This window comes from Pseudomonas sp. IB20 (assembly GCF_009707325.1).
Taxonomy (GTDB): Bacteria; Pseudomonadota; Gammaproteobacteria; order Pseudomonadales; family Pseudomonadaceae; genus Aquipseudomonas.
Window position 1 is genome coordinate 4675889 of record NZ_CP046103.1, and the last position, 20596, is coordinate 4696484.

Consider the following 20596-nt stretch of genomic DNA (forward strand, 5'->3'; position numbering starts at 1 on the left):
ACGGGTTCAAACGCCTCGAAAGGCTCCCCGGTTACTTGCGCGTTTATCCCAGTGACGACAAAACCCCACAGCCTAGGGCTGCGGGGTTGGGATGCTTGCTCAGCTAGACCTTCTCGACCTGGCTGAACTCCAACTCTACCGGAGTAGAGCGACCGAAAATGAGCACTGCCACTTGGATCCGGCTCTTTTCGTAGTTAACTTCTTCGACAGTCCCGTTGAAATCAGCAAACGGACCATCTGTGACACGAACAACCTCACCCGGCTCGAACAACGTCTTCGGCTTAGGCTTGTCGCTACCATCAGCAACACGACGCAGAATTGCTTCCGCCTCTTTGTCAGTGATCGCAGCAGGTTTATCAGCAGTACCGCCGATGAAACCCATGACACGAGGAGTATCCTTGACCAAATGCCAAGTACCTTCATTCATGTCCATCTGAACCAGCACGTAGCCAGGGAAGAACTTGCGTTCGCTTTTGCGCTTCTGACCATTCCGCATTTCAACCACTTCTTCAGTGGGAACCAGAATTTCGCCGAAGCCACCTTCCATGCCTGCCAGCTTTACGCGCTCTAGCAAAGAGCGCATGACATGCTTCTCGTAACCCGAGTAAGCATGCACAACGTACCAACGCTTAGCCACGGGACACCCTTAGCCAACAATCAAGGAAACAAGCCAGCCGAGCAGGGAATCAAGCCCCCACAACAGCAACGCCATAACCAGAACAACAGCCACAACAATCAACGTGGTCTGCGTGGTTTCTTGGCGAGTCGGCCAAACGACTTTACGGATTTCTGTGCGAGCTTCCTTTACCAGGACTGCGAAAGACTTGCCTTTGGCAGTCTGCAGGCCTACAAAGGCAGCTACAGCAGCAAGAGCAAGCAAAGCGAGTACGCGGTACAGGATCGGCGAAGCAGAGCAGTACTGATTGCCAACAACGCCTACGACCACCAATGCGACTACAGCAAGCCACTTGACCAGATCGAAACGAGAGCTTTGAGCTTCAGCCTTAGGAGTCATCTATGAAGATCCTGTGAAAAGAAAGCCAGACACACCACGTGAATCTGGCAGGTCAGGAGGGAATCGAACCCCCAACCTACGGTTTTGGAGACCGTCGCTCTGCCAATTGAGCTACTGACCTAAAACAAAATCAGGCCGACCATTATGCAGGCCTGAAAAAGACTTTACAACAACCAACCCCAAGAGACTTGAAATCGCCCAACATCAAAGCCGAGCACAACACCATCAAGCCGAGGCAGCTGTTAAAACAAAGGCAGATATTTTCATATCTGCCTTGTTATATGGAGCTCTTGAGCGGATTTGAACCGCTGACCTCACCCTTACCAAGGGTGTGCTCTACCAACTGAGCTACAAGAGCAAAACACCATGCACAACCTGCAAACTTGGAGCGGGTAGCGGGAATCGAACCCGCATCATCAGCTTGGAAGGCTGAGGTTCTACCACTAAACTATACCCGCGGAGCTTGCAGCTCACGCTAAAAATGGTGGAGGGGGAAGGATTCGAACCTTCGAAGTCGTAGACGTCAGATTTACAGTCTGATCCCTTTGGCCGCTCGGGAACCCCTCCTAAGCGAGCCGACATTCTACATCACGCCGACCTTCTGTCAAGCATTTTCTCATTAAAAATATGAGGTTAGCTGCGTTGACCTTCGCTTCACGCTGTAGACCGTAAAGGTCTTCACTGCGAAGCGGGCGCCATTCTATGCAAACTATTCGACAGTTGCAACGCCTTCGCACAACATTATTTTATGTTTTAACTCATTGAATTCCTTAGCAAGGTTTTCAAAGGGTAGATCGTCAGCCAGGCGCCTGCTTTCAGGGGCCACACGGAGCCAGTAGCCGGAAGCGTCAGGTGCATTCAGCTGTTGCACCTTGACCTTTATATCCAGGCTTGTAAGGCGCTGCTCAAGCGACAGTGCTTGCCGCTGGTCAGCAAAGCCACCGATGTACAAGCAGGTATTTTGCAGATCCGGGGCTTTTGCTCGATCACGGCGGACCACCGAATCAGCAGATTCGCTCAACAGCCGAATGTCCTGCTGGGAGCCGCGATAGAGGCTCAGCGGAGTAACATCCTTGGCCCGCAACGGCGCCTCTTGTTGATGCCAAATGTAATAAAAGGCATTGAGAACGAGCAAAAGCAAAAACAGCCAACGCATAAATACCTCAGGACAAAGGGCACGCCATCGCCAGACCGACGAAAACCAGATCAGGAACGAAGCGAGCCTGCGGTACGGCGTCCGAGACCAGGTCAGCATCCCCGCCAGTCAGGAATACCGTGAAATCATCCCCCCAGTAACGCCGAGCCAGCTCCAGCTGAGTCAATACGAACCCCCTGAGCATCAGCGTACAGCCGCGCTCAACAGCCTCAACGGTCGTCCGACCCGGGGAAAGACGCTCCATAGCCTGCTCGGCTGCTGCATCGTCGTAGCGAATCTTGCGGGTGTGCGTCCGCAGCTGGCTGCGCATGAGAGGCATCCCTGGGCATATAAAACCACCGAGGTGCTCACCATCAGTAGCAATAAAATCCGCAGTCGCCGCGGTACCGAAGTCGAGCACCAGACAATTACCTGACGCCAACTTGAACCCACCCAGCATTGCTAACCAGCGATCAAGCCCGAGGCGCTCGAACTCTTCATAGCCATTGCGCACCCCAGCCATTTCGCGCGCCGGGGCCGCGCAGGACACCGTAACACCAAAGGCCTCTTGCAATGCCTCAACAAGCTTTCCGGTTTCTTCTGAGGCACGGACGCTCACCAGGCGGCATCGCGTCAGCAACAGACCCGGAATTGCGATCAAACTTTCAATTAACGCGAGATCCGACCCAACAATACCTTCCGCAGAGGCACTAGCTATCGCCGAGCCGAGCACACGCCACTTGATAAAGCTATTCCCACAGTCGAGCTCAAGAATCATCACGCAGCCTCAGGCTTAACTCACCACCGCTATATATTTTCTCGACACCATCGACATTCAGGCGCAGCGCGCCCTGGTGATCGATCCCCAGCACAACCCCGTCAATTTGGTTGACGCCCGCAATGAGGGACACAGCCCTACCTTGCCACAAATGATTTCGCTCCCACTCAGCCTGAAGCGCACCAAAGCCAAAGGCCTTGTGCCGCTCCAGGTGGCTTTGCAGCTGCAGACACAGCCGTGCAACCAAGTGATTGCGGTCGACAGGAGAACCTGTCTCCAACTGTACCGAGGTCCACTGCTGATCAACCTCAGCAGCCTGCTGCATATTTACGTTAATGCCGATTCCGAGAACAACGTGGCAAATGTCAGCAGGATCTCCCACCAACTCAAGCAAGATACCGGCAATTTTCTTCTGCCCAACCAGAACGTCGTTTGGCCACTTCAAGGCCGCACCCTGCACACCCAACTCACGCAGGGCCTGCATGACCGCCAAGCCAACAACGAGACTAAGGCCCTCCAGCTGCCGCAGCCCGCCTTCAATGCGCAACACAAGGCTGTAATAGACATTCTGAGCAAACGGACTTACCCACTTACGGCCTCGCCTACCCCTACCCGCCGTCTGCTGCTCCGCCAGCACAAGAAATGGTGCAGCGTAGCCGGCGTCGACTAGGCGCAAAGCTTCGGCATTAGTGGAGTCAATAGAGTCTGAGATATGAACGGGCCACGCCAAAAGAGCAGTATTCGCTTCAATTTCTTCCGCATTCAAGAACACCAACGGAGAAGCAAGCTGGTACCCCTTACCACGGACTTTGTGAATAGGCAGATTCAGCTCCGCCTCAAGATGCTGGAGCTGCTTCCAAACAGCGCTGCGGCTGACGCCCAAGGCGGCACCCAGCGCTTCTCCGGAATGGAATCGGCCATCTTTCAGAAGTTCTAACAACGTCAGCATGCAAGTATCGCCTCACAATGAGGCACGCATGATAGCCATGCATAAGGCCATTGCATAGAAAGGCTGGAGCCTAGAAATCAAAGGAGCGCCGTGCCCTTCAGGTCATTTTCCGACCGCCAAAACAAAACCCCTGTTTGCGTTAGCAAACAGGGGTTCTGGAATTTAATCTTGACGATGACCTACTCTCACATGGGGAAACCCCACACTACCATCGGCGATGCATCGTTTCACTGCTGAGTTCGGGATGGGATCAGGTGGTTCCAATGCTCTATGGTCGTCAAGAAATTCGGGTACTGAGTCGTGACCTTATGGCCTCGCTTCAGCAAATTGGGTATGTGATAGCTTTCGGTGTTTTGTGAGATCGAACTTTCGGTTCTATCGTCTTCACACACCCCAATCTGATGCTTCTACTTGTTTCCAAGTCCGAAGTAGTCAAATTGCTTGGGTGTTATATGGTCAAGCCTCACGGGCAATTAGTATTGGTTAGCTCAACGCCTCACAGCGCTTACACACCCAACCTATCAACGTCGTAGTCTTCGACGGCCCTTCAGGGGACTCAAGGTCCCAGTGAGATCTCATCTTGAGGCTAGTTTCCCGCTTAGATGCTTTCAGCGGTTATCTATTCCGAACATAGCTACCCGGCAATGCCACTGGCGTGACAACCGGAACACCAGAGGTTCGTCCACTCCGGTCCTCTCGTACTAGGAGCAGCCCCTCTCAAATCTCAAACGTCCACGGCAGATAGGGACCGAACTGTCTCACGACGTTCTAAACCCAGCTCGCGTACCACTTTAAATGGCGAACAGCCATACCCTTGGGACCGGCTTCAGCCCCAGGATGTGATGAGCCGACATCGAGGTGCCAAACACCGCCGTCGATATGAACTCTTGGGCGGTATCAGCCTGTTATCCCCGGAGTACCTTTTATCCGTTGAGCGATGGCCCTTCCATACAGAACCACCGGATCACTAAGACCTACTTTCGTACCTGCTCGACGTGTCTGTCTCGCAGTCAAGCGCGCTTTTGCCTTTATACTCTACGACCGATTTCCGACCGGTCTGAGCGCACCTTCGTACTCCTCCGTTACTCTTTAGGAGGAGACCGCCCCAGTCAAACTACCCACCATACACTGTCCTCGATCCGGATAACGGACCTGAGTTAGAACCTCAAAGTTGCCAGGGTGGTATTTCAAGGTTGGCTCCACGCGAACTGGCGTCCACGCTTCAAAGCCTCCCACCTATCCTACACAAGCAAATTCAAAGTCCAGTGCAAAGCTATAGTAAAGGTTCACGGGGTCTTTCCGTCTAGCCGCGGATACACTGCATCTTCACAGCGATTTCAATTTCACTGAGTCTCGGGTGGAGACAGCGCCGCCATCGTTACGCCATTCGTGCAGGTCGGAACTTACCCGACAAGGAATTTCGCTACCTTAGGACCGTTATAGTTACGGCCGCCGTTTACCGGGGCTTCGATCAAGAGCTTCGCGTTAGCTAACCCCATCAATTAACCTTCCGGCACCGGGCAGGCGTCACACCCTATACGTCCACTTTCGTGTTTGCAGAGTGCTGTGTTTTTAATAAACAGTCGCAGCGGCCTGGTATCTTCGACCGGCATGAGCTTACGGAGCAAGTCCTTCACCCTCACCGGCGCACCTTCTCCCGAAGTTACGGTGCCATTTTGCCTAGTTCCTTCACCCGAGTTCTCTCAAGCGCCTTGGTATTCTCTACCCAACCACCTGTGTCGGTTTGGGGTACGGTTCCTGGTTACCTGAAGCTTAGAAGCTTTTCTTGGAAGCATGGCATCAACCACTTCGTTAACTAAAAGTTAACTCGTCATCAGCTCTCGGCCTTAGAATCCCGGATTTACCTAAGATTCCAGCCTACCACCTTAAACTTGGACAACCAACGCCAAGCTGGCCTAGCCTTCTCCGTCCCTCCATCGCAATAACCAGAAGTACAGGAATATTAACCTGTTTTCCATCGACTACGCTTTTCAGCCTCGCCTTAGGGACCGACTAACCCTGCGTCGATTAACGTTGCGCAGGAAACCTTGGTCTTTCGGCGTGGGTGTTTTTCACACCCATTGTCGTTACTCATGTCAGCATTCGCACTTCTGATACCTCCAGCAAGCTTCTCAACTCACCTTCACAGGCTTACAGAACGCTCCTCTACCGCATCACCTAAGTGATACCCGTAGCTTCGGTGTATGGTTTGAGCCCCGTTACATCTTCCGCGCAGGCCGACTCGACTAGTGAGCTATTACGCTTTCTTTAAAGGGTGGCTGCTTCTAAGCCAACCTCCTAGCTGTCTAAGCCTTCCCACATCGTTTCCCACTTAACCATAACTTTGGGACCTTAGCTGACGGTCTGGGTTGTTTCCCTTTTCACGACGGACGTTAGCACCCGCCGTGTGTCTCCCATGCTCGGCACTTGTAGGTATTCGGAGTTTGCATCGGTTTGGTAAGTCGGGATGACCCCCTAGCCGAAACAGTGCTCTACCCCCTACAGTGATACATGAGGCGCTACCTAAATAGCTTTCGAGGAGAACCAGCTATCTCCGAGCTTGATTAGCCTTTCACTCCGATCCACAGGTCATCCGCTAACTTTTCAACGGTAGTCGGTTCGGTCCTCCAGTTAGTGTTACCCAACCTTCAACCTGCCCATGGATAGATCGCCCGGTTTCGGGTCTATTCCCAGCGACTAGACGCCCTATTAAGACTCGCTTTCGCTACGCCTCCCCTATTCGGTTAAGCTCGCCACTGAAAATAAGTCGCTGACCCATTATACAAAAGGTACGCAGTCACCCAACAAAGTGGGCTCCCACTGCTTGTACGCATACGGTTTCAGGATCTATTTCACTCCCCTCTCCGGGGTTCTTTTCGCCTTTCCCTCACGGTACTAGTTCACTATCGGTCAGTCAGTAGTATTTAGCCTTGGAGGATGGTCCCCCCATATTCAGACAAAGTTTCTCGTGCTCCGTCCTACTCGATTTCATGACTAAGAGATTTTCGCGTACAGGGCTATCACCCACTATGGCCGCACTTTCCAGAGCGTTCCGCTAATCTCAAAGCCACTTAAGGGCTAGTCCCCGTTCGCTCGCCACTACTAAGGGAATCTCGGTTGATTTCTTTTCCTCAGGGTACTTAGATGTTTCAGTTCCCCTGGTTCGCCTCTTACGCCTATGTATTCAGCGTAAGATAACCATCTTATGATGGCTGGGTTCCCCCATTCAGACATCTCCGGATCAAAGTCTGTTTGCCGACTCCCCGAAGCTTTTCGCAGGCTACCACGTCTTTCATCGCCTCTGACTGCCAAGGCATCCACCGTATGCGCTTCTTCACTTGACCATATAACCCCAAGCAATCTGGTTATACTGTGAAGACAACATTCGCCGAAAATTCGATAATACTCAATTACGAGTAACTCACAAATTTTACCTTAGCCTGATCCGTTACCAGTGAAAGTAACGTTCAGTCTATCTTTCTATCACATACCCAAATTTTTAAAGAACGTAAAGAAGAAATCAATATTCACTTCAGAATATTCATTTCTAAACTCTAACAGCAGAAGCAGTTAATGGTGGAGCCAAACGGGATCGAACCGTTGACCTCCTGCGTGCAAGGCAGGCGCTCTCCCAGCTGAGCTATGGCCCCATAACAAAATTGGTGGGTCTGGGCAGATTGGTGGGTCTGGGCAGATTCGAACTGCCGACCTCACCCTTATCAGGGGTGCGCTCTAACCAACTGAGCTACAGACCCAATTTCGGGCTGCTTCTTATCGTCTTCTTCAATGAATCAAGCAATTCGTGTGGGAACTTATGGAGCAGCTGATGTCGTCGATTAAGGAGGTGATCCAGCCGCAGGTTCCCCTACGGCTACCTTGTTACGACTTCACCCCAGTCATGAATCACACCGTGGTAACCGTCCTCCCGAAGGTTAGACTAGCTACTTCTGGTGCAACCCACTCCCATGGTGTGACGGGCGGTGTGTACAAGGCCCGGGAACGTATTCACCGCGACATTCTGATTCGCGATTACTAGCGATTCCGACTTCACGCAGTCGAGTTGCAGACTGCGATCCGGACTACGATCGGTTTTGTGGGATTAGCTCCACCTCGCGGCTTGGCAACCCTCTGTACCGACCATTGTAGCACGTGTGTAGCCCAGGCCGTAAGGGCCATGATGACTTGACGTCATCCCCACCTTCCTCCGGTTTGTCACCGGCAGTCTCCTTAGAGTGCCCACCATTACGTGCTGGTAACTAAGGACAAGGGTTGCGCTCGTTACGGGACTTAACCCAACATCTCACGACACGAGCTGACGACAGCCATGCAGCACCTGTCTCAATGTTCCCGAAGGCACCAATCTATCTCTAGAAAGTTCATTGGATGTCAAGGCCTGGTAAGGTTCTTCGCGTTGCTTCGAATTAAACCACATGCTCCACCGCTTGTGCGGGCCCCCGTCAATTCATTTGAGTTTTAACCTTGCGGCCGTACTCCCCAGGCGGTCAACTTAATGCGTTAGCTGCGCCACTAAGAGCTCAAGGCTCCCAACGGCTAGTTGACATCGTTTACGGCGTGGACTACCAGGGTATCTAATCCTGTTTGCTCCCCACGCTTTCGCACCTCAGTGTCAGTATTGTCCAGGTGGTCGCCTTCGCCACTGGTGTTCCTTCCTATATCTACGCATTTCACCGCTACACAGGAAATTCCACCACCCTCTACCATACTCTAGTCAGTCAGTTTTGAATGCAGTTCCCAGGTTGAGCCCGGGGATTTCACATCCAACTTAACAAACCACCTACGCGCGCTTTACGCCCAGTAATTCCGATTAACGCTTGCACCCTCTGTATTACCGCGGCTGCTGGCACAGAGTTAGCCGGTGCTTATTCTGTCGGTAACGTCAAAACAAACGTATTAGGTAACTGCTCTTCCTCCCAACTTAAAGTGCTTTACAATCCGAAGACCTTCTTCACACACGCGGCATGGCTGGATCAGGCTTTCGCCCATTGTCCAATATTCCCCACTGCTGCCTCCCGTAGGAGTCTGGACCGTGTCTCAGTTCCAGTGTGACTGATCATCCTCTCAGACCAGTTACGGATCGTAGCCTTGGTGAGCCATTACCTCACCAACTAGCTAATCCGACCTAGGCTCATCTGATAGCGCAAGGCCCGAAGGTCCCCTGCTTTCTCCCGTAGGACGTATGCGGTATTAGCGTCCGTTTCCGAACGTTATCCCCCACTACCAGGCAGATTCCTAGGCATTACTCACCCGTCCGCCGCTCTCAAGAGAAGCAAGCTTCTCTCTACCGCTCGACTTGCATGTGTTAGGCCTGCCGCCAGCGTTCAATCTGAGCCATGATCAAACTCTTCAGTTCAAACATCTTTGGGTTTTTAAGAAACCCTAAACTTGGCTCAGCAATCGTTGGTTACATCTTTGATTTCTCGCGGAGTAACTTGCGATGCTGATAATCTTGTTGACTATCAGTCTGACTCCACAAGCACCCACACGAATTGCTTGATTCAGTTGTTAAAGAGCGGTTGGTTAAGATCTTTCGTCTCAACCGAGGCGCGCATTCTACAGCAGCCTCATTTGCTGTCAAGTGATTATTTTCAGAAGTTTTCGAAGATTTCTTCAACAACTTCAACCACTTGCGCCTCCGACCTCTCGTTAGCGGGAGGCGAATTCTACAGCGTTACACGCTGCTGTCAACACCTCTTTTTCTCCGCTTTCGACCGAGAAGATCGAAACGTTAATAGAGCCAAACAACACTGCTCCACTAACTCCTTCTGGACTTCGATTAACTGAAGCGAACCGCTGTCGAATTCTGCATAACTCTTTGTTTACCAAGGAGTTTTCCGTTTCGACTGCGCCGGAAGTGGGGCGAATTATAGACAGATACAAAACGCCGTCAACACTTAATTTCAGGTTTATTCGGATTTGAGCGTAATACGCGCAAATGCCTTCTTCCCGGCCTGGCAAACGTGGGTCGCGCCTAGCTCGTATATAAAGGTGCGATCTACAACCTCACCATCTATACGCACACCGCCGGAGCCCAACAGATCGCGAGCAACTGCCGAGTTCTTCACCAGGCCAGCCTTATTAAGGACAGCGGCAATCGGCATCGCCTCAGCAGCGGTCAACTCGATCTCCGGCAGATCATCCGGCAGCTCGCCATCTTTCATGCGATTACCTGCCGCACGATGAGCACTCGCCGCAGCCTCTTCACCATGGAAGCGCGCAACGATTTCTTCCGCCAGCTTGATCTTCACGTCGCGCGGATTGGCGCCCGCCTCGACTTCAGCGCGCAGCGCATTGATCTCGTCCATCGAGCGGAAGCTCAACAGCTCGAAGTAACGCCACATCAGCGCATCAGGAATAGAAACCAGCTTGCCGTACATCACACCCGGCGCTTCCTGGATACCGACATAGTTACCCAAAGACTTGGACATCTTCTTGACGCCATCCAACCCTTCCAGCAACGGCATGGTCAGAATGCACTGAGCCTCTTGCCCGTATGCACGCTGCAGTTCACGCCCCATCAGCAGGTTGAACTTCTGATCAGTGCCACCCAGCTCAACGTCCGCGCGCAACGCCACCGAGTCATACCCTTGAACCAGCGGGTACAAGAACTCGTGAATCGCAATTGGCTGGTTGGTGGAGTAACGCTTGTCGAAGTCGTCACGCTCAAGCATGCGCGCCACGGTGTACTGGGATGTCAGGCGAATGAAGTCCGCCGGGCCCATCTGGTCCATCCAGGTGGAGTTGAACGCCACCTCGGTCTTGGCTGGATCGAGAATCTTGAACACTTGGGTCTTATAGGTCTCGGCATTATCGAGAACCTGTTCACGGGTCAACGGCGGACGCGTCGCGCTCTTGCCGCTCGGATCGCCGATCATCCCAGTGAAGTCACCTATAAGGAAGATGACCTGATGCCCCAGCTCCTGGAACTGACGCAGCTTATTAATAAGCACGGTATGACCCAGGTGCAGGTCCGGCGCCGTAGGATCGAAGCCAGCCTTAATACGCAGGGATTGGCCACGCTTGAGCTTTTCGATCAGCTCGGCCTCGACCAACAGTTCTTCCGCACCACGTTTTATCAGCGCTAGCTGCTCTTCAACCGACTTCATAACAGACCCGCAAGGCTCAGATTCAAAAGGGAACCAACCATACAAGATCAGGGACTAATTACAAGTTTTGCCCTGCGCACGGACACCGTTCAGCAAGCCCAGCGTTCGCGAGCTTGCGCCACAGATGATTTGGTTATATTTTATACAGTTATTTCATCTTCATCATGTCATTCATCTTTTCCATTTCATCTTTAAAGTCAAAAACTACTTATGACCACAGAACCGTCTAAAGCGCCGCCGCTTTACCCGAAGACCCACCTGCTCGCCGCAAGTGGTATCGCCGCCCTTCTCAGCCTGGCACTCCTGGTATTCCCTTCCAGTGACGTAGAAGCCAAACGAACGTCCCTGAGCCTTGACTTGGAAAGTCCAGTTGACCAACTGACACAAGATCAAGACGCTGCCGACGTGCAACAAGCCACAAATGCACCTGTTGAGTCGCCGTTCGCACAGATAGAAAGCACGCCTGGGGACACTCAACAAGCCACCCAAGAGCCGCCCGCGGCCAAGAACCCGCTGCACCGCGAAGTGATCGTGGCCAAAGGCGACACGCTGTCGACCCTGTTCGAGAAGGTCGGCCTGCCAGCTGCCACTGTTAATGAGGTGCTGGCCAGCGATAAACAAGCCAAACAATTCACTCAGCTCAAACACGGCCAGAAACTTGAATTCGAATTGTCGCCCAACGGCCAGTTGAACAACCTGCACAGCAGTGTCAGCGACCTCGAAAGCATCACCCTGACCAAGGGCGCCAAAGGCTTCGCTTTCAACCGCACCACCACCAAACCGGTTATGCGCTCCGCCTACGTACACGGCGTGATCAACAGCTCCCTGTCGCAATCGGCCGCCCGCGCGGGCCTGTCTCACAGCATGACCATGGACATGGCCAGTGTGTTTGGCTACGACATCGACTTCGCCCAGGACATCCGCCAGGGTGACGAATTCGACGTGATCTACGAGCAGAAAGTCGCCAACGGCAAAGTCGTCGGCACTGGCAATATCCTGTCCGCACGCTTCACCAACCGCGGCAAGACCTACACCGCAGTGCGCTACACCAACAAACAAGGCAATAGCAGCTACTACACGGCTGATGGCAACAGCATGCGCAAGGCCTTCATCCGCACGCCAGTGGACTTCGCCCGCATCAGCTCGCGCTTCTCGATGGGGCGCAAGCATCCGATCCTGAACAAGATCCGCGCCCACAAAGGCGTCGACTATGCCGCCCCACGTGGCACGCCAATCAAGGCGGCCGGTGACGGCAAGGTTCTGCTGGCCGGGCGTCGCGGCGGCTACGGCAATACTGTGATCATCCAGCACGGCAACACCTACCGTACGCTGTATGGCCACATGCAAGGGTTCGCCAAGGGCGTGTCGACGGGCGGCAACGTTAAGCAAGGCCAAGTAATCGGTTATATCGGTACCACCGGCCTGTCCACCGGTCCGCACTTGCACTATGAGTTCCAGGTGAATGGCGTCCACGTTGACCCACTGGGCCAGAAGCTGCCGATGGCCGACCCGATCGCCAAAGCCGAGCGGGCCCGCTTCCTGCAGCAAAGCCAGCCGCTGATGGCACGCATGGACCAGGAGCGCTCTACCCTGCTGGCCTCGGCGAAGCGCTAAGGTATGCCGCGCTATATAGGTGTGATGTCCGGGACCAGCCTTGATGGCCTGGATATCGCCCTGATCGAACAAGACCCGGCGATCAAACTGATCGCCACGCACTACATCCCGATGCCCGACAGCCTGCGTGCTGAGTTGCTGAACCTATGCGCCAGCGGCCCGGACGAGATCGCCCGCTCGGCAATCGTCCAGCAGCACTGGGTGACACTTGCCGCCCAGGGCATCCATGCTTTGCTGGAACAACAGAACCTCAAGCCTCAGGACATCCGCGCGATTGGCAGCCACGGCCAAACCATCCGCCATGAACCTGCTCGAGGTTTTACCGTGCAGATTGGCAACCCCGCCCTGCTGACCGAACTGACAGGCATTACCGTCGTCAGCGATTTCCGCAGCCGTGATGTGGCCGCTGGCGGCCAAGGCGCGCCGCTGGTACCCGCCTTTCATGAAGCATTATTTGGCGAACACAGCGGCAACCGTGCCGTATTGAACGTCGGCGGGTTCAGTAACCTCAGCCTGATCGAGACGGGCAAGCCCGTAGCCGGCTTTGACTGCGGGCCGGGCAACGTGCTGCTGGATGCCTGGATTCACCATCAACGTGGTGAGCACTTTGATCGCGACGGCCAATGGGCGGCCAGTGGCAAGGTCGAGGCTCAACTACTCAACGCCCTGCTCAGCGATCCCTTCTTCCTGACTAAAGGCCCAAAAAGCACCGGCCGAGAAGTCTTCAACCTGGGATGGCTGCAACTCCACCTCGGTCGATTGCCAGCACTGCAACCCCAGGATGTGCAAGCAACCCTGCTTGAACTGACGGCACTCACCATCGTCGAGTCCCTGCAAGCCGCACAGACCGACACCGAAACCCTGCTGATCTGTGGCGGCGGCGCACATAACGCCGCACTGATGAGTCGTCTGGCGGCACTGTTGCCTTCCACCCAGGTCAGCAGCACCGCCACTTATGGCGTCGATCCTGACTGGGTCGAAGCCATGGCCTTCGCCTGGCTGGCGCATTGCTGCCTCGAAGGCATAGCCGCCAACCGCCCCAGCGTCACCGGCGCACTCGGGCTGCGGGTACTGGGCGCGATCTACCCGGCCTGACGTCTTCATAATTCGCAGACAGCAAAACGCCGCTTGGCCGATCAAAGCCAAGCGGCGTTCTTGTATCGCGCAGTCGATCAGATCGAGAACGAAGACCCGCAGCCACACGTCGTGGTGGCATTAGGGTTCTTGATCACGAAACGCGAGCCTTCCAGACCTTCCTGGTAATCCACCTCGGCACCTGCCAGGTATTGGAAGCTCATCGGGTCCACGACCAGGCTGACGCCCTCGCGCTCGACGATGGTGTCGTCATCGGCCACATCTTCATCGAAGGTAAAACCGTACTGAAACCCTGAACAACCGCCGCCCGTAACAAATACGCGCAGCTTCAAGCGATCATTACCCTCTTCATCGACCAGGCTCTTCACCTTGTGCGCAGCACCGTGGGTGAATTGCAAAGCCGTGGGGGTGAAGGACTCAACGCTCATGCTGATAATCTCCCGGCGTACCGCCGCCATATGCGTAATGACGGGCATTATCCGCTTCTCCTAGAAAAGCGGTCAACTATTGTTACGGTATATCAATCTGCGCTGCGGCCCTTAAAAACACAAAAGGCCCGATCAACGGGCCTTTTGTAATCAGTCGCCAAGCCTTACGGCAGCATTCCAGCGTGGGACAGGCCCAACTTCTCATCCAGGCCGAAGAGGATGTTCATGTTCTGCACAGCCTGGCCCGAAGCGCCTTTAACCAGATTGTCGATCACCGACAGCACCACCACCAGGTCGCCATCCTGCGGACGATGCACGGCAATCCGGCATACGTTGGCACCGCGCACGCTACGGGTTTCCGGGTGGCTGCCGGCAGGCATTACATCGACGAACGGTTCGTTGGCGTAGCGTTTTTCAAACAAGGCTTGCAGGTCTACCGAGCGATCCACCACGGTGGCGTACAACGTGGAGTGAATGCCACGGATCATCGGCGTCAGGTGCGGCACGAAGGTAAGGCCCACGTCTTTACCGGCGGCGCGACGCAGCCCCTGGCGAATCTCCGGCAAGTGACGATGCCCTTTTACCGCATAGGCCTTCATGCTTTCCGACGTCTCAGAGTACAGCGAACCTACCGCTGCCCCACGACCGGCACCGCTCACACCCGACTTACAGTCGGCGATCAGGCGCGAAGTATCTGCCAAGCCGGCCTCCAGCAATGGCAGGAAACCCAGCTGCGTTGCGGTCGGATAGCAACCCGGCACGGCAATCAGGCGCGCTTGCTTGATCTGCTCGCGATTGACTTCCGGCAGGCCGTACACCGCCTCTTCCAACAACTCAGGCGCGCCATGTGGCTGGCCGTACCACTTGGCCCACTCATCAGCATCCTGCAAGCGGAAGTCGGCAGACAGGTCGATGACCTTGGTGCCCGCCGCCAACAGTTCGCCAGCCAACGCATGCGCAACACCGTGAGGCGTGGCAAAGAACACCACGTCACAGGCACCCAGGGTCTTGATGTCCGGCACGCTGAACGCCAGGCCATCATAGTGGCCTCGCAGGTTCGGGTACATATCGGCCACGGCCAGCCCGGCCTCGGATCGGGAAGTGATGACCACCACCTCTGCTTGCGGATGCTGAGCCAACAGACGCAGCAATTCGACACCGGTGTAACCCGTGCCGCCGACGATACCGACCTTGACCATAAACCTGCCCTCAACGAACCCACTGGAAAGCCGTCGATAATAGGGGCCGTATCGTCCTGCGACAACCGTCAACGTGACGTACGGGCGCATGAGCCACTACTATCTCCAGTTACCGTGAACCTGGGAATAATTAGAAATGCTCTATCTATGGATCAAAGCCTTCCACATCGTCAGCGTCGTCTGCTGGTTTGCCGCGCTGTTCTACCTGCCACGCCTGTTCGTCTACCACGCGCAAAGTGAGGACACCGTCAGCAAAGAACGCTTCTGCATCATGGAGCGCAAGCTCTATCGCGGCATCATGGGCCCGGCGATGATCGCCACCCTGATATTCGGCGGCTGGCTGATCTACCTCAACCCTGCCATCTTTCAATCCGGCGCCTGGCTCCATGCCAAGCTGACCTTGGTCGTACTGCTGATCGGCTACCACCATATGTGCGGCGCGCAGGTAAAACGCTTCGCCCGTGGCGAAAACACCCGCAGCCATGTCTTTTATCGCTGGTTCAATGAAGTGCCGGTTCTGATATTGCTGGCTATCGTAATTTTGGTCGTGGTCAAACCGTTTTAACTTCAATCACTCGGGGTACCTCCAATGTCATTGCCCGCTTTGCTTGAACAACGTCTGCGCCTGCCCGTAGTGGCTGCGCCGATGTTCCTGATTTCCAACCCGCAGCTGGTCCTAGCCTGCTGTCGCAATGGCGTGGTCGGGAGTTTCCCAGCGCTCAACCAGCGCGAAAGCAGTGGTTTCAAAGCCTGGCTGGAAGAAATCGAAGCGGGCCTGGCACAACTGGACAACCCCGCGCCCTATGCCGTTAACCTGATCGTGCACAACAGTAACCCACGCCTGGAAGCCGACCTGGCGATCTGCGTCGAGCACAAGGTGCCGATCGTGATTACCAGCCTGGGCGCGGTGAAGGAACTGGTGGATGCCGTGCACAGTTACGGCGGCCTGGTGTTTCACGATGTCACCACCCGGCGCCATGCCGAAAAAGCCGCGCAAGCAGGTGTTGATGGCCTGATCGCCGTGGCCGCAGGCGCAGGCGGCCATGCCGGCACCTGGAGCCCATTCGCATTAATTGCAGAGATTCGCCAATTCTTCGACAAAACCCTGCTGTTGGCCGGCTGCCTCAACCATGGGCACGAGATCCTCGCCGCCCAATTGCTGGGCGCAGACCTGGCTTATTTCGGCACACGCTTTATCGGCACCACCGAAAGCCATGCCCCGGATGCGTATAAAGAGATGCTGCTCACATCGCGCGCTGCCGACATCGTGCACACTCCGGCAGTCTCTGGCGTGCCCGCCAGCTTTATGCGCCAGAGCCTGGAAAACGCCGGTTTCGACCTCGCCGCCCTGCAGGGCAAAGGTGAAGTCAATTTTGGTTCCAAGCTCAAGCCGTTGAGCGAGGAGGCCAAGGCCTGGAAAACGGTATGGTCCGCCGGCCAAGGCGTCGGTGAAATTGATGACTTGCCCAGCGTCGATGAACTGATTGCGCGCCTGGATGCCGAATATCGCAAAGCGCGCGAGCAGGCCACCCAGTTACAATGGCCGCGTTGATCACCGCCAGGTCTGCTGATTAAGCCGACCTGCACTCCCCTTCCTGATTAAGTGACAAGGATGCCCGCATGAGCGACAACCGTTTCAAGATTGTGTTTGACGGAGCCTTGCTCCCGGGTGTCGAAAGCACAACCGCCAAATTGAACCTCGCCGAGCTATTCAAAAGCGATGTGGAAGCCATCGAGAAACTCTTCACCGGCCGCTCGGTAGCGCTCAAGCGTGACCTGTCGCGTTCCGACGCCGAAACCTACCTCACCGCGCTGCAAAACGCCGGTGTCGATGCCCGTATCGAGCCTGAACAACCTGTGGCCTTCAGCTTGGCCGAAGCGCACGAGACCGATTCCGGCGCCTCGGACTTCTCACGTCCTGCCGCTTCGCCCTATGCACCGCCGCGTGCCGCTGTGGGTGACAACACTGCGGAGTACTCGACGCTCAAAGTCTTCACCATCCACGGGCGTATCGGCCGCCTGCGCTACCTGGCCTGGACGCTGGTACTGACCATCGCGATGCTGGTCATCGGGGGGATCATCTCCACCGCTAGCTTCGCCGTGGCGACCGCCTCGCCAACAGCGGGCGTCATTCTTGGCTCGCTGCTGGGTTTCGCATTGTTTGTAGCGATTGTCTGGGTCAGTGTGCAAATCGGTGTGCAGCGCCTGCACGACCTCGGGTGGTCAGGCTGGCTGTACTTCCTGAACCTGGTGCCGTTCGTAAACAGCATTTTCCCACTGCTGTTGCTGGTACTGCCGGGCAATACCGGCGCCAACCAGTACGGCCCGCCACCGCCGCGCAACTCCACAGCGGTAAAAGTGCTGGCCGCGCTGTGGCTGGCGTTCATTCCGGTGATGCTCGCCATTCTGGTGACGCTGGGCATGAACGGCTACCTGAATCAGCTCGAAGCCAACATAGACAGCAGCTACGAAAGCAGCTCCATCACCTCCGATGACGCCACCGATCAAAGCGTCACCGTTGATGAAGAAGAAGGCGCGCAAAGTGCTGACGACGCGGCCGAACCTGTAGACTCTCCAGAACAGTGAAGAAACGCCCGCCGCCTGTGATGCCTCTGTCACAGGCCCGGCGGCGTTGCGATGGAGAAAGGCATGACCCGTTACGCTCTGATCACCGGTGCCTCCAGCGGCATCGGCCTGGCCTTGGCCGAAGCACTGGCCCGTCGCGGCCGCAGCTTGATTCTGGTAGCCCGCCAGCGTGATCAGTTGGAAAGCATTGCAATCGAACTGACTCAACGCTTCGGCGTCGAGGTGCTGTTTCGAGCCTGCGACTTGGGTGAGCCATTGCGTTTGTCCGGGTTTCTGCTGGAACTTGAAGAGGGTGAGCGCCAGATCGACCTGCTGGTCAACTGCGCCGGCATGGGCACCAGCGGGCCCTTCCTGGCCCAGGACTGGATGACCGAACAAGACCTGATCGAAGTCAACATCCTCGCCCTGACCCGCATGTGCCATGCCCTGGGCAATGCCATGGCGTTGCAGGGCGGCGGGCATATTCTCAATGTTGCCTCGGTTGCAGCCTTCCAGCCCGGCCCCTGGATGAGCAGCTATTACGCCAGCAAGGCGTATGTGCTGCACTTTTCCGAAGGCCTGCGCGAAGAGCTGAAGACCTGCGGCATCCAGGTATCGGTGCTGTGCCCTGGCCCTACGCGCACCGCGTTCTTCGGCACCGCGCAAATGGACACCGCCAAGCTCGACCGCAGCCAACAGTTGATGAGCCCGGAAGAAGTCGCGCTCTACACCGTTCGCGCACTGGAAAAAAACAAAGCCATCATCATTCCCGGCCGACGCAACCGCTGGCTGGCATTCAGCCCGCGTTTTAGCCCACGCTGGCTGACGCGCAAGATTGCCGGCGCGATCAACAAGGCCTATTGCCCACGCTGACTGGCTGGGTACACTCCCCTGCACTTTCACAATGGAGAAACAGCTGTGGATACTCTGTTCACCAAGATCATCAACAGGGAAATACCGGCGAAGATCATCTACGAAGATGACCAGGTCCTCGCCTTCCACGACATTGCCCCAATGGCGCCCGTGCATTTTTTGGTCATTCCAAAAAAGCCGATTCGCACCCTCAATGACCTCACCGAAGAAGACAAAGCCCTGGCCGGCCACATTCTGTTCACCGCTCAGCGGCTGGCGGTGGAGCAAGGCTGCGAGAAAGGCTTTCGCGTGGTCATGAACTGCAATGAGGATGGCGGCCAGACCGTTTACCACATCCACATGCACGTACTGGGTCAGCGCCAGATGAACTGGCCACCGGGCTGATCAGCCTTGCTGCATAGGTCGTGGCCCCAGGCTGCGACCTCATGCCCTTGACTCAGCGCAAACGCTTCGCCCTCTCTTGCGGTAAACTGGCCGCCGAGATTCTTCCCGGAGGTCAGCATGACTACCCAACGTCACTACTCGCCGATTGACCGCCTGTTGCTGCAAGCCGACATGGCCATGCGCACGCTGTTGCCGTTCAGCGGCCAACCGTACCGCCCATCGCCCGCCATCGTGCAGCCTGACGCGCAGATGAGCGAAACCGACACCCGCCACGTCGCCGGCCTGATGCGTATCAACCATACCGGCGAAGTCTGTGCCCAGGCGCTGTACCAGGGCCAGGCGCTGACTGCCAAGCTGCCGCAAGTACGTGCAGCGATGGAACATGCCGCCGAGGAAGAAATTGACCACTTGGCCTGGTGCGAGCAGCGCATTCGCCAGCTGGGTAGCCATCCCAGTGTGCTGAACCCACTGTTTTACGGTTTGTCGTTCGGTATCGGTGCGGCTGCCGGCTTGATAAGCGACAAGGTCAGCCTCGGGTTTGTCGCCGCGACCGAACATCAGGTGTGCAAACACCTGGATGAGCACCTTGAGCAACTGCCGGCCGAAGACGAAAAGTCCCGCGCCATCCTTGAGCAGATGCGCATTGATGAAGAACACCACGCCGAAAGCGCACTGGATGCGGGCGGTTTCCGCTTCCCGGCGCCGGTCAGGTTTGGCATGAGCCTTTTGGCCAAGGTCATGACCAAAAGCACCTATCGAATTTAGGTGCATCGAATCTGATCCACAAAAAAGGGCGCCATCGAGGCGCCCTTCTTTTTTTGCCGACTGGCGATCAACCCAACTCGATGATCTCGTAATCATGAGTAATGACCACACCAGCTGCGCCGAGCATGATCGACGCCGAGCAATACTTCTCAGCTGACAGCTCAATGGCACGCTTGACCTGAGCTTCTTTCAGCGCCCTGCCCTTCACCACAAAATGCATATGGATCTTGGTAAACACCTTGGGATCTTCAGTGGCGCGCTCGGCTTCCAGAAAAGCTTCGCAGCTTTCCACAGCCTGTCGGGATTTCTTCAGGATGCTGACCACGTCGAAATTGCTGCAACCGCCAACACCCAGCAGGAGCATTTCCATCGGGCGTACGCCTAGGTTACGGCCACCGGCTTCCGGCGGGCCGTCCATGACCACTACATGGCCACTGCCCGATTCACCGAGGAACATGGCTTCGCCCGCCCATTGGATGCGTGCCTTCATCGCCCAGACTCCACTGCTAAAAAAGGGTCGCCAGCTTAGCACAGAGCCTCGAAGCAGCAGCTTTCTTCCTGAAAACGATCAATGACAACGTTTGCCGGGTAAATTCCTTAATCGAGGCAGAATGTGTCTGGTAAGCTGGCGCCAATTCAATGGCGCATTGCCATCCTTTGTACAGCGTGTAT

The 20596-nt window shown here is 55.6% G+C and carries 17 protein-coding genes, 6 tRNA genes and 3 rRNA genes; 8 read left to right on the forward strand and 18 right to left on the reverse strand.

The window, feature by feature from the left end; translation table 11 throughout:
* Positions 1-103: 103 nt before the first annotated feature.
* The 15 genes from nusG to tyrS all read right to left on the reverse strand — a co-directional run bounded on the left by nusG (position 104) and on the right by tyrS (position 11001).
* A complete protein-coding gene (gene nusG / locus GJU48_RS21870) occupies positions 104-637 on the reverse strand; it encodes a transcription termination/antitermination protein NusG (protein WP_094950475.1) in 534 nt (177 codons plus the stop codon).
* Positions 638-646: 9 nt separating this feature from the next.
* Positions 647-1015, reverse strand: coding sequence for a preprotein translocase subunit SecE (secE, locus tag GJU48_RS21875; protein ID WP_094950476.1), 369 nt, complete (start codon positions 1013-1015; stop codon positions 647-649).
* A 45-nt stretch (positions 1016-1060) separates the two neighbouring features.
* Positions 1061-1136 (reverse strand) — tRNA-Trp (locus GJU48_RS21880).
* Positions 1137-1297: 161 nt separating this feature from the next.
* Positions 1298-1373: transfer RNA gene (locus tag GJU48_RS21885), tRNA-Thr, on the reverse strand.
* A gap of 26 nt (positions 1374-1399) precedes the next feature.
* Positions 1400-1473, reverse strand: a tRNA-Gly gene (locus tag GJU48_RS21890).
* Between the two features lie 24 nt (positions 1474-1497).
* Positions 1498-1582: transfer RNA gene (locus GJU48_RS21895), tRNA-Tyr, on the reverse strand.
* A gap of 142 nt (positions 1583-1724) precedes the next feature.
* The gene (locus GJU48_RS21900; RefSeq protein WP_094950477.1) at positions 1725-2171 is read right to left on the reverse strand and encodes a hypothetical protein; all 447 of its coding nucleotides are present in this window, start codon (positions 2169-2171) and stop codon (positions 1725-1727) included.
* Between the two features lie 7 nt (positions 2172-2178).
* Positions 2179-2928, reverse strand: coding sequence for a pantothenate kinase (locus tag GJU48_RS21905; RefSeq protein ID WP_094950478.1), 750 nt, complete (start codon positions 2926-2928; stop codon positions 2179-2181).
* Positions 2918-3877 (reverse strand): bifunctional biotin--[acetyl-CoA-carboxylase] ligase/biotin operon repressor BirA, encoded by a 960-nt coding sequence (gene birA / locus GJU48_RS21910; protein ID WP_094950479.1) that lies wholly within the window; start codon positions 3875-3877, stop codon positions 2918-2920. The genes GJU48_RS21905 and birA overlap by 11 nt, the downstream gene beginning before the upstream one ends.
* A gap of 166 nt (positions 3878-4043) precedes the next feature.
* Positions 4044-4159: ribosomal RNA gene (gene rrf, locus GJU48_RS21915) — 5S ribosomal RNA — on the reverse strand.
* Positions 4160-4329: 170 nt separating this feature from the next.
* Positions 4330-7221: ribosomal RNA gene (locus GJU48_RS21920) — 23S ribosomal RNA — on the reverse strand.
* 230 nt (positions 7222-7451) lie between these two features.
* Positions 7452-7527: transfer RNA gene (locus GJU48_RS21925), tRNA-Ala, on the reverse strand.
* 28 nt (positions 7528-7555) lie between these two features.
* Positions 7556-7632 (reverse strand) — tRNA-Ile (locus GJU48_RS21930).
* 82 nt (positions 7633-7714) lie between these two features.
* Positions 7715-9248: ribosomal RNA gene (locus tag GJU48_RS21935) — 16S ribosomal RNA — on the reverse strand.
* Together the 16S, 23S and 5S rRNA genes with 2 tRNA genes alongside form the textbook arrangement of a ribosomal RNA operon.
* Positions 9249-9801: 553 nt before the next feature.
* Entirely contained in the window at positions 9802-11001 is a 1200-nt protein-coding gene (gene tyrS / locus GJU48_RS21945; protein WP_094951431.1) for a tyrosine--tRNA ligase, read from the reverse strand.
* Positions 11002-11211: 210 nt separating this feature from the next.
* On the opposite strand from tyrS, the gene GJU48_RS21950 reads away from it, so the two are divergent.
* Positions 11212-12615: a peptidoglycan DD-metalloendopeptidase family protein gene (locus GJU48_RS21950; RefSeq protein ID WP_094951430.1), complete on the forward strand. Its 1404-nt coding sequence runs from the start codon at positions 11212-11214 to the stop codon at positions 12613-12615.
* A gap of 3 nt (positions 12616-12618) precedes the next feature.
* Positions 12619-13710 carry an anhydro-N-acetylmuramic acid kinase gene (locus tag GJU48_RS21955; protein WP_094951429.1) on the forward strand — a complete coding sequence of 364 codons (1092 nt, stop codon included), beginning with the start codon at positions 12619-12621 and terminating at the stop codon, positions 13708-13710.
* Between the two features lie 77 nt (positions 13711-13787).
* On the opposite strand, the gene erpA is transcribed toward GJU48_RS21955, so the two are convergent.
* On the reverse strand, positions 13788-14138 hold the full coding sequence (gene erpA, locus GJU48_RS21960) for an iron-sulfur cluster insertion protein ErpA (protein WP_003176443.1): 351 nt from the start codon (positions 14136-14138) through the stop codon (positions 13788-13790).
* Positions 14139-14302: 164 nt separating this feature from the next.
* The gene (gene argC / locus GJU48_RS21965; protein WP_064454365.1) at positions 14303-15337 is read right to left on the reverse strand and encodes an N-acetyl-gamma-glutamyl-phosphate reductase; all 1035 of its coding nucleotides are present in this window, start codon (positions 15335-15337) and stop codon (positions 14303-14305) included.
* Between the two features lie 136 nt (positions 15338-15473).
* On the opposite strand from argC, the gene hemJ reads away from it, so the two are divergent.
* The 6 genes from hemJ (at position 15474) to coq7 (ending at position 19924) form a co-directional block, all read left to right on the forward strand.
* Complete coding sequence (gene hemJ, locus GJU48_RS21970) at positions 15474-15902, forward strand: protoporphyrinogen oxidase HemJ (RefSeq protein WP_094951428.1); 429 nt, start codon at positions 15474-15476, stop codon at positions 15900-15902.
* 24 nt (positions 15903-15926) lie between these two features.
* Positions 15927-16889 carry an NAD(P)H-dependent flavin oxidoreductase gene (locus tag GJU48_RS21975; protein ID WP_094951427.1) on the forward strand — a complete coding sequence of 321 codons (963 nt, stop codon included), beginning with the start codon at positions 15927-15929 and terminating at the stop codon, positions 16887-16889.
* Between the two features lie 68 nt (positions 16890-16957).
* On the forward strand, positions 16958-17923 hold the full coding sequence (locus tag GJU48_RS21980) for a DUF805 domain-containing protein (protein WP_094951426.1): 966 nt from the start codon (positions 16958-16960) through the stop codon (positions 17921-17923).
* A gap of 63 nt (positions 17924-17986) precedes the next feature.
* Positions 17987-18775, forward strand: coding sequence for an SDR family NAD(P)-dependent oxidoreductase (locus tag GJU48_RS21985; RefSeq protein WP_094951425.1), 789 nt, complete (start codon positions 17987-17989; stop codon positions 18773-18775).
* A 45-nt stretch (positions 18776-18820) separates the two neighbouring features.
* Entirely contained in the window at positions 18821-19159 is a 339-nt protein-coding gene (locus GJU48_RS21990; protein ID WP_003210943.1) for a histidine triad nucleotide-binding protein, read from the forward strand.
* 117 nt (positions 19160-19276) lie between these two features.
* Positions 19277-19924, forward strand: coding sequence for a 2-polyprenyl-3-methyl-6-methoxy-1,4-benzoquinone monooxygenase (coq7, locus tag GJU48_RS21995; protein WP_017739622.1), 648 nt, complete (start codon positions 19277-19279; stop codon positions 19922-19924).
* A gap of 67 nt (positions 19925-19991) precedes the next feature.
* Here the strand turns inward: coq7 and GJU48_RS22000 are convergent, their stop codons facing one another.
* On the reverse strand, positions 19992-20414 hold the full coding sequence (locus GJU48_RS22000; protein ID WP_003194686.1) for an OsmC family protein: 423 nt from the start codon (positions 20412-20414) through the stop codon (positions 19992-19994).
* Positions 20415-20596: the final 182 nt, after the last annotated feature.

Bases quoted from the DNA above. Each gene is read 5' to 3' on its own strand.
- secE (WP_094950476.1), bottom strand. From the start codon at position 1,015: ATGACTCCTAAGGCTGAAGCTCAAAGCTCTCGTTTCGATCTGGTCAAG.
- GJU48_RS21900 (WP_094950477.1), bottom strand. From the start codon at position 2,171: ATGCGTTGGCTGTTTTTGCTTTTGCTCGTTCTCAATGCCTTTTATTAC.
- GJU48_RS21905 (WP_094950478.1), bottom strand. From the start codon at position 2,928: ATGATTCTTGAGCTCGACTGTGGGAATAGCTTTATCAAGTGGCGTGTG.
- birA (WP_094950479.1), bottom strand. From the start codon at position 3,877: ATGCTGACGTTGTTAGAACTTCTGAAAGATGGCCGATTCCATTCCGGA.
- tyrS (WP_094951431.1), bottom strand. From the start codon at position 11,001: ATGAAGTCGGTTGAAGAGCAGCTAGCGCTGATAAAACGTGGTGCGGAA.
- GJU48_RS21950 (WP_094951430.1), top strand. From the start codon at position 11,212: ATGACCACAGAACCGTCTAAAGCGCCGCCGCTTTACCCGAAGACCCAC.
- GJU48_RS21955 (WP_094951429.1), top strand. From the start codon at position 12,619: ATGCCGCGCTATATAGGTGTGATGTCCGGGACCAGCCTTGATGGCCTG.
- erpA (WP_003176443.1), bottom strand. From the start codon at position 14,138: ATGAGCGTTGAGTCCTTCACCCCCACGGCTTTGCAATTCACCCACGGT.
- argC (WP_064454365.1), bottom strand. From the start codon at position 15,337: ATGGTCAAGGTCGGTATCGTCGGCGGCACGGGTTACACCGGTGTCGAA.
- hemJ (WP_094951428.1), top strand. From the start codon at position 15,474: ATGCTCTATCTATGGATCAAAGCCTTCCACATCGTCAGCGTCGTCTGC.
- GJU48_RS21975 (WP_094951427.1), top strand. From the start codon at position 15,927: ATGTCATTGCCCGCTTTGCTTGAACAACGTCTGCGCCTGCCCGTAGTG.
- GJU48_RS21980 (WP_094951426.1), top strand. From the start codon at position 16,958: ATGAGCGACAACCGTTTCAAGATTGTGTTTGACGGAGCCTTGCTCCCG.
- GJU48_RS21985 (WP_094951425.1), top strand. From the start codon at position 17,987: ATGACCCGTTACGCTCTGATCACCGGTGCCTCCAGCGGCATCGGCCTG.
- coq7 (WP_017739622.1), top strand. From the start codon at position 19,277: ATGACTACCCAACGTCACTACTCGCCGATTGACCGCCTGTTGCTGCAA.
- GJU48_RS22000 (WP_003194686.1), bottom strand. From the start codon at position 20,414: ATGAAGGCACGCATCCAATGGGCGGGCGAAGCCATGTTCCTCGGTGAA.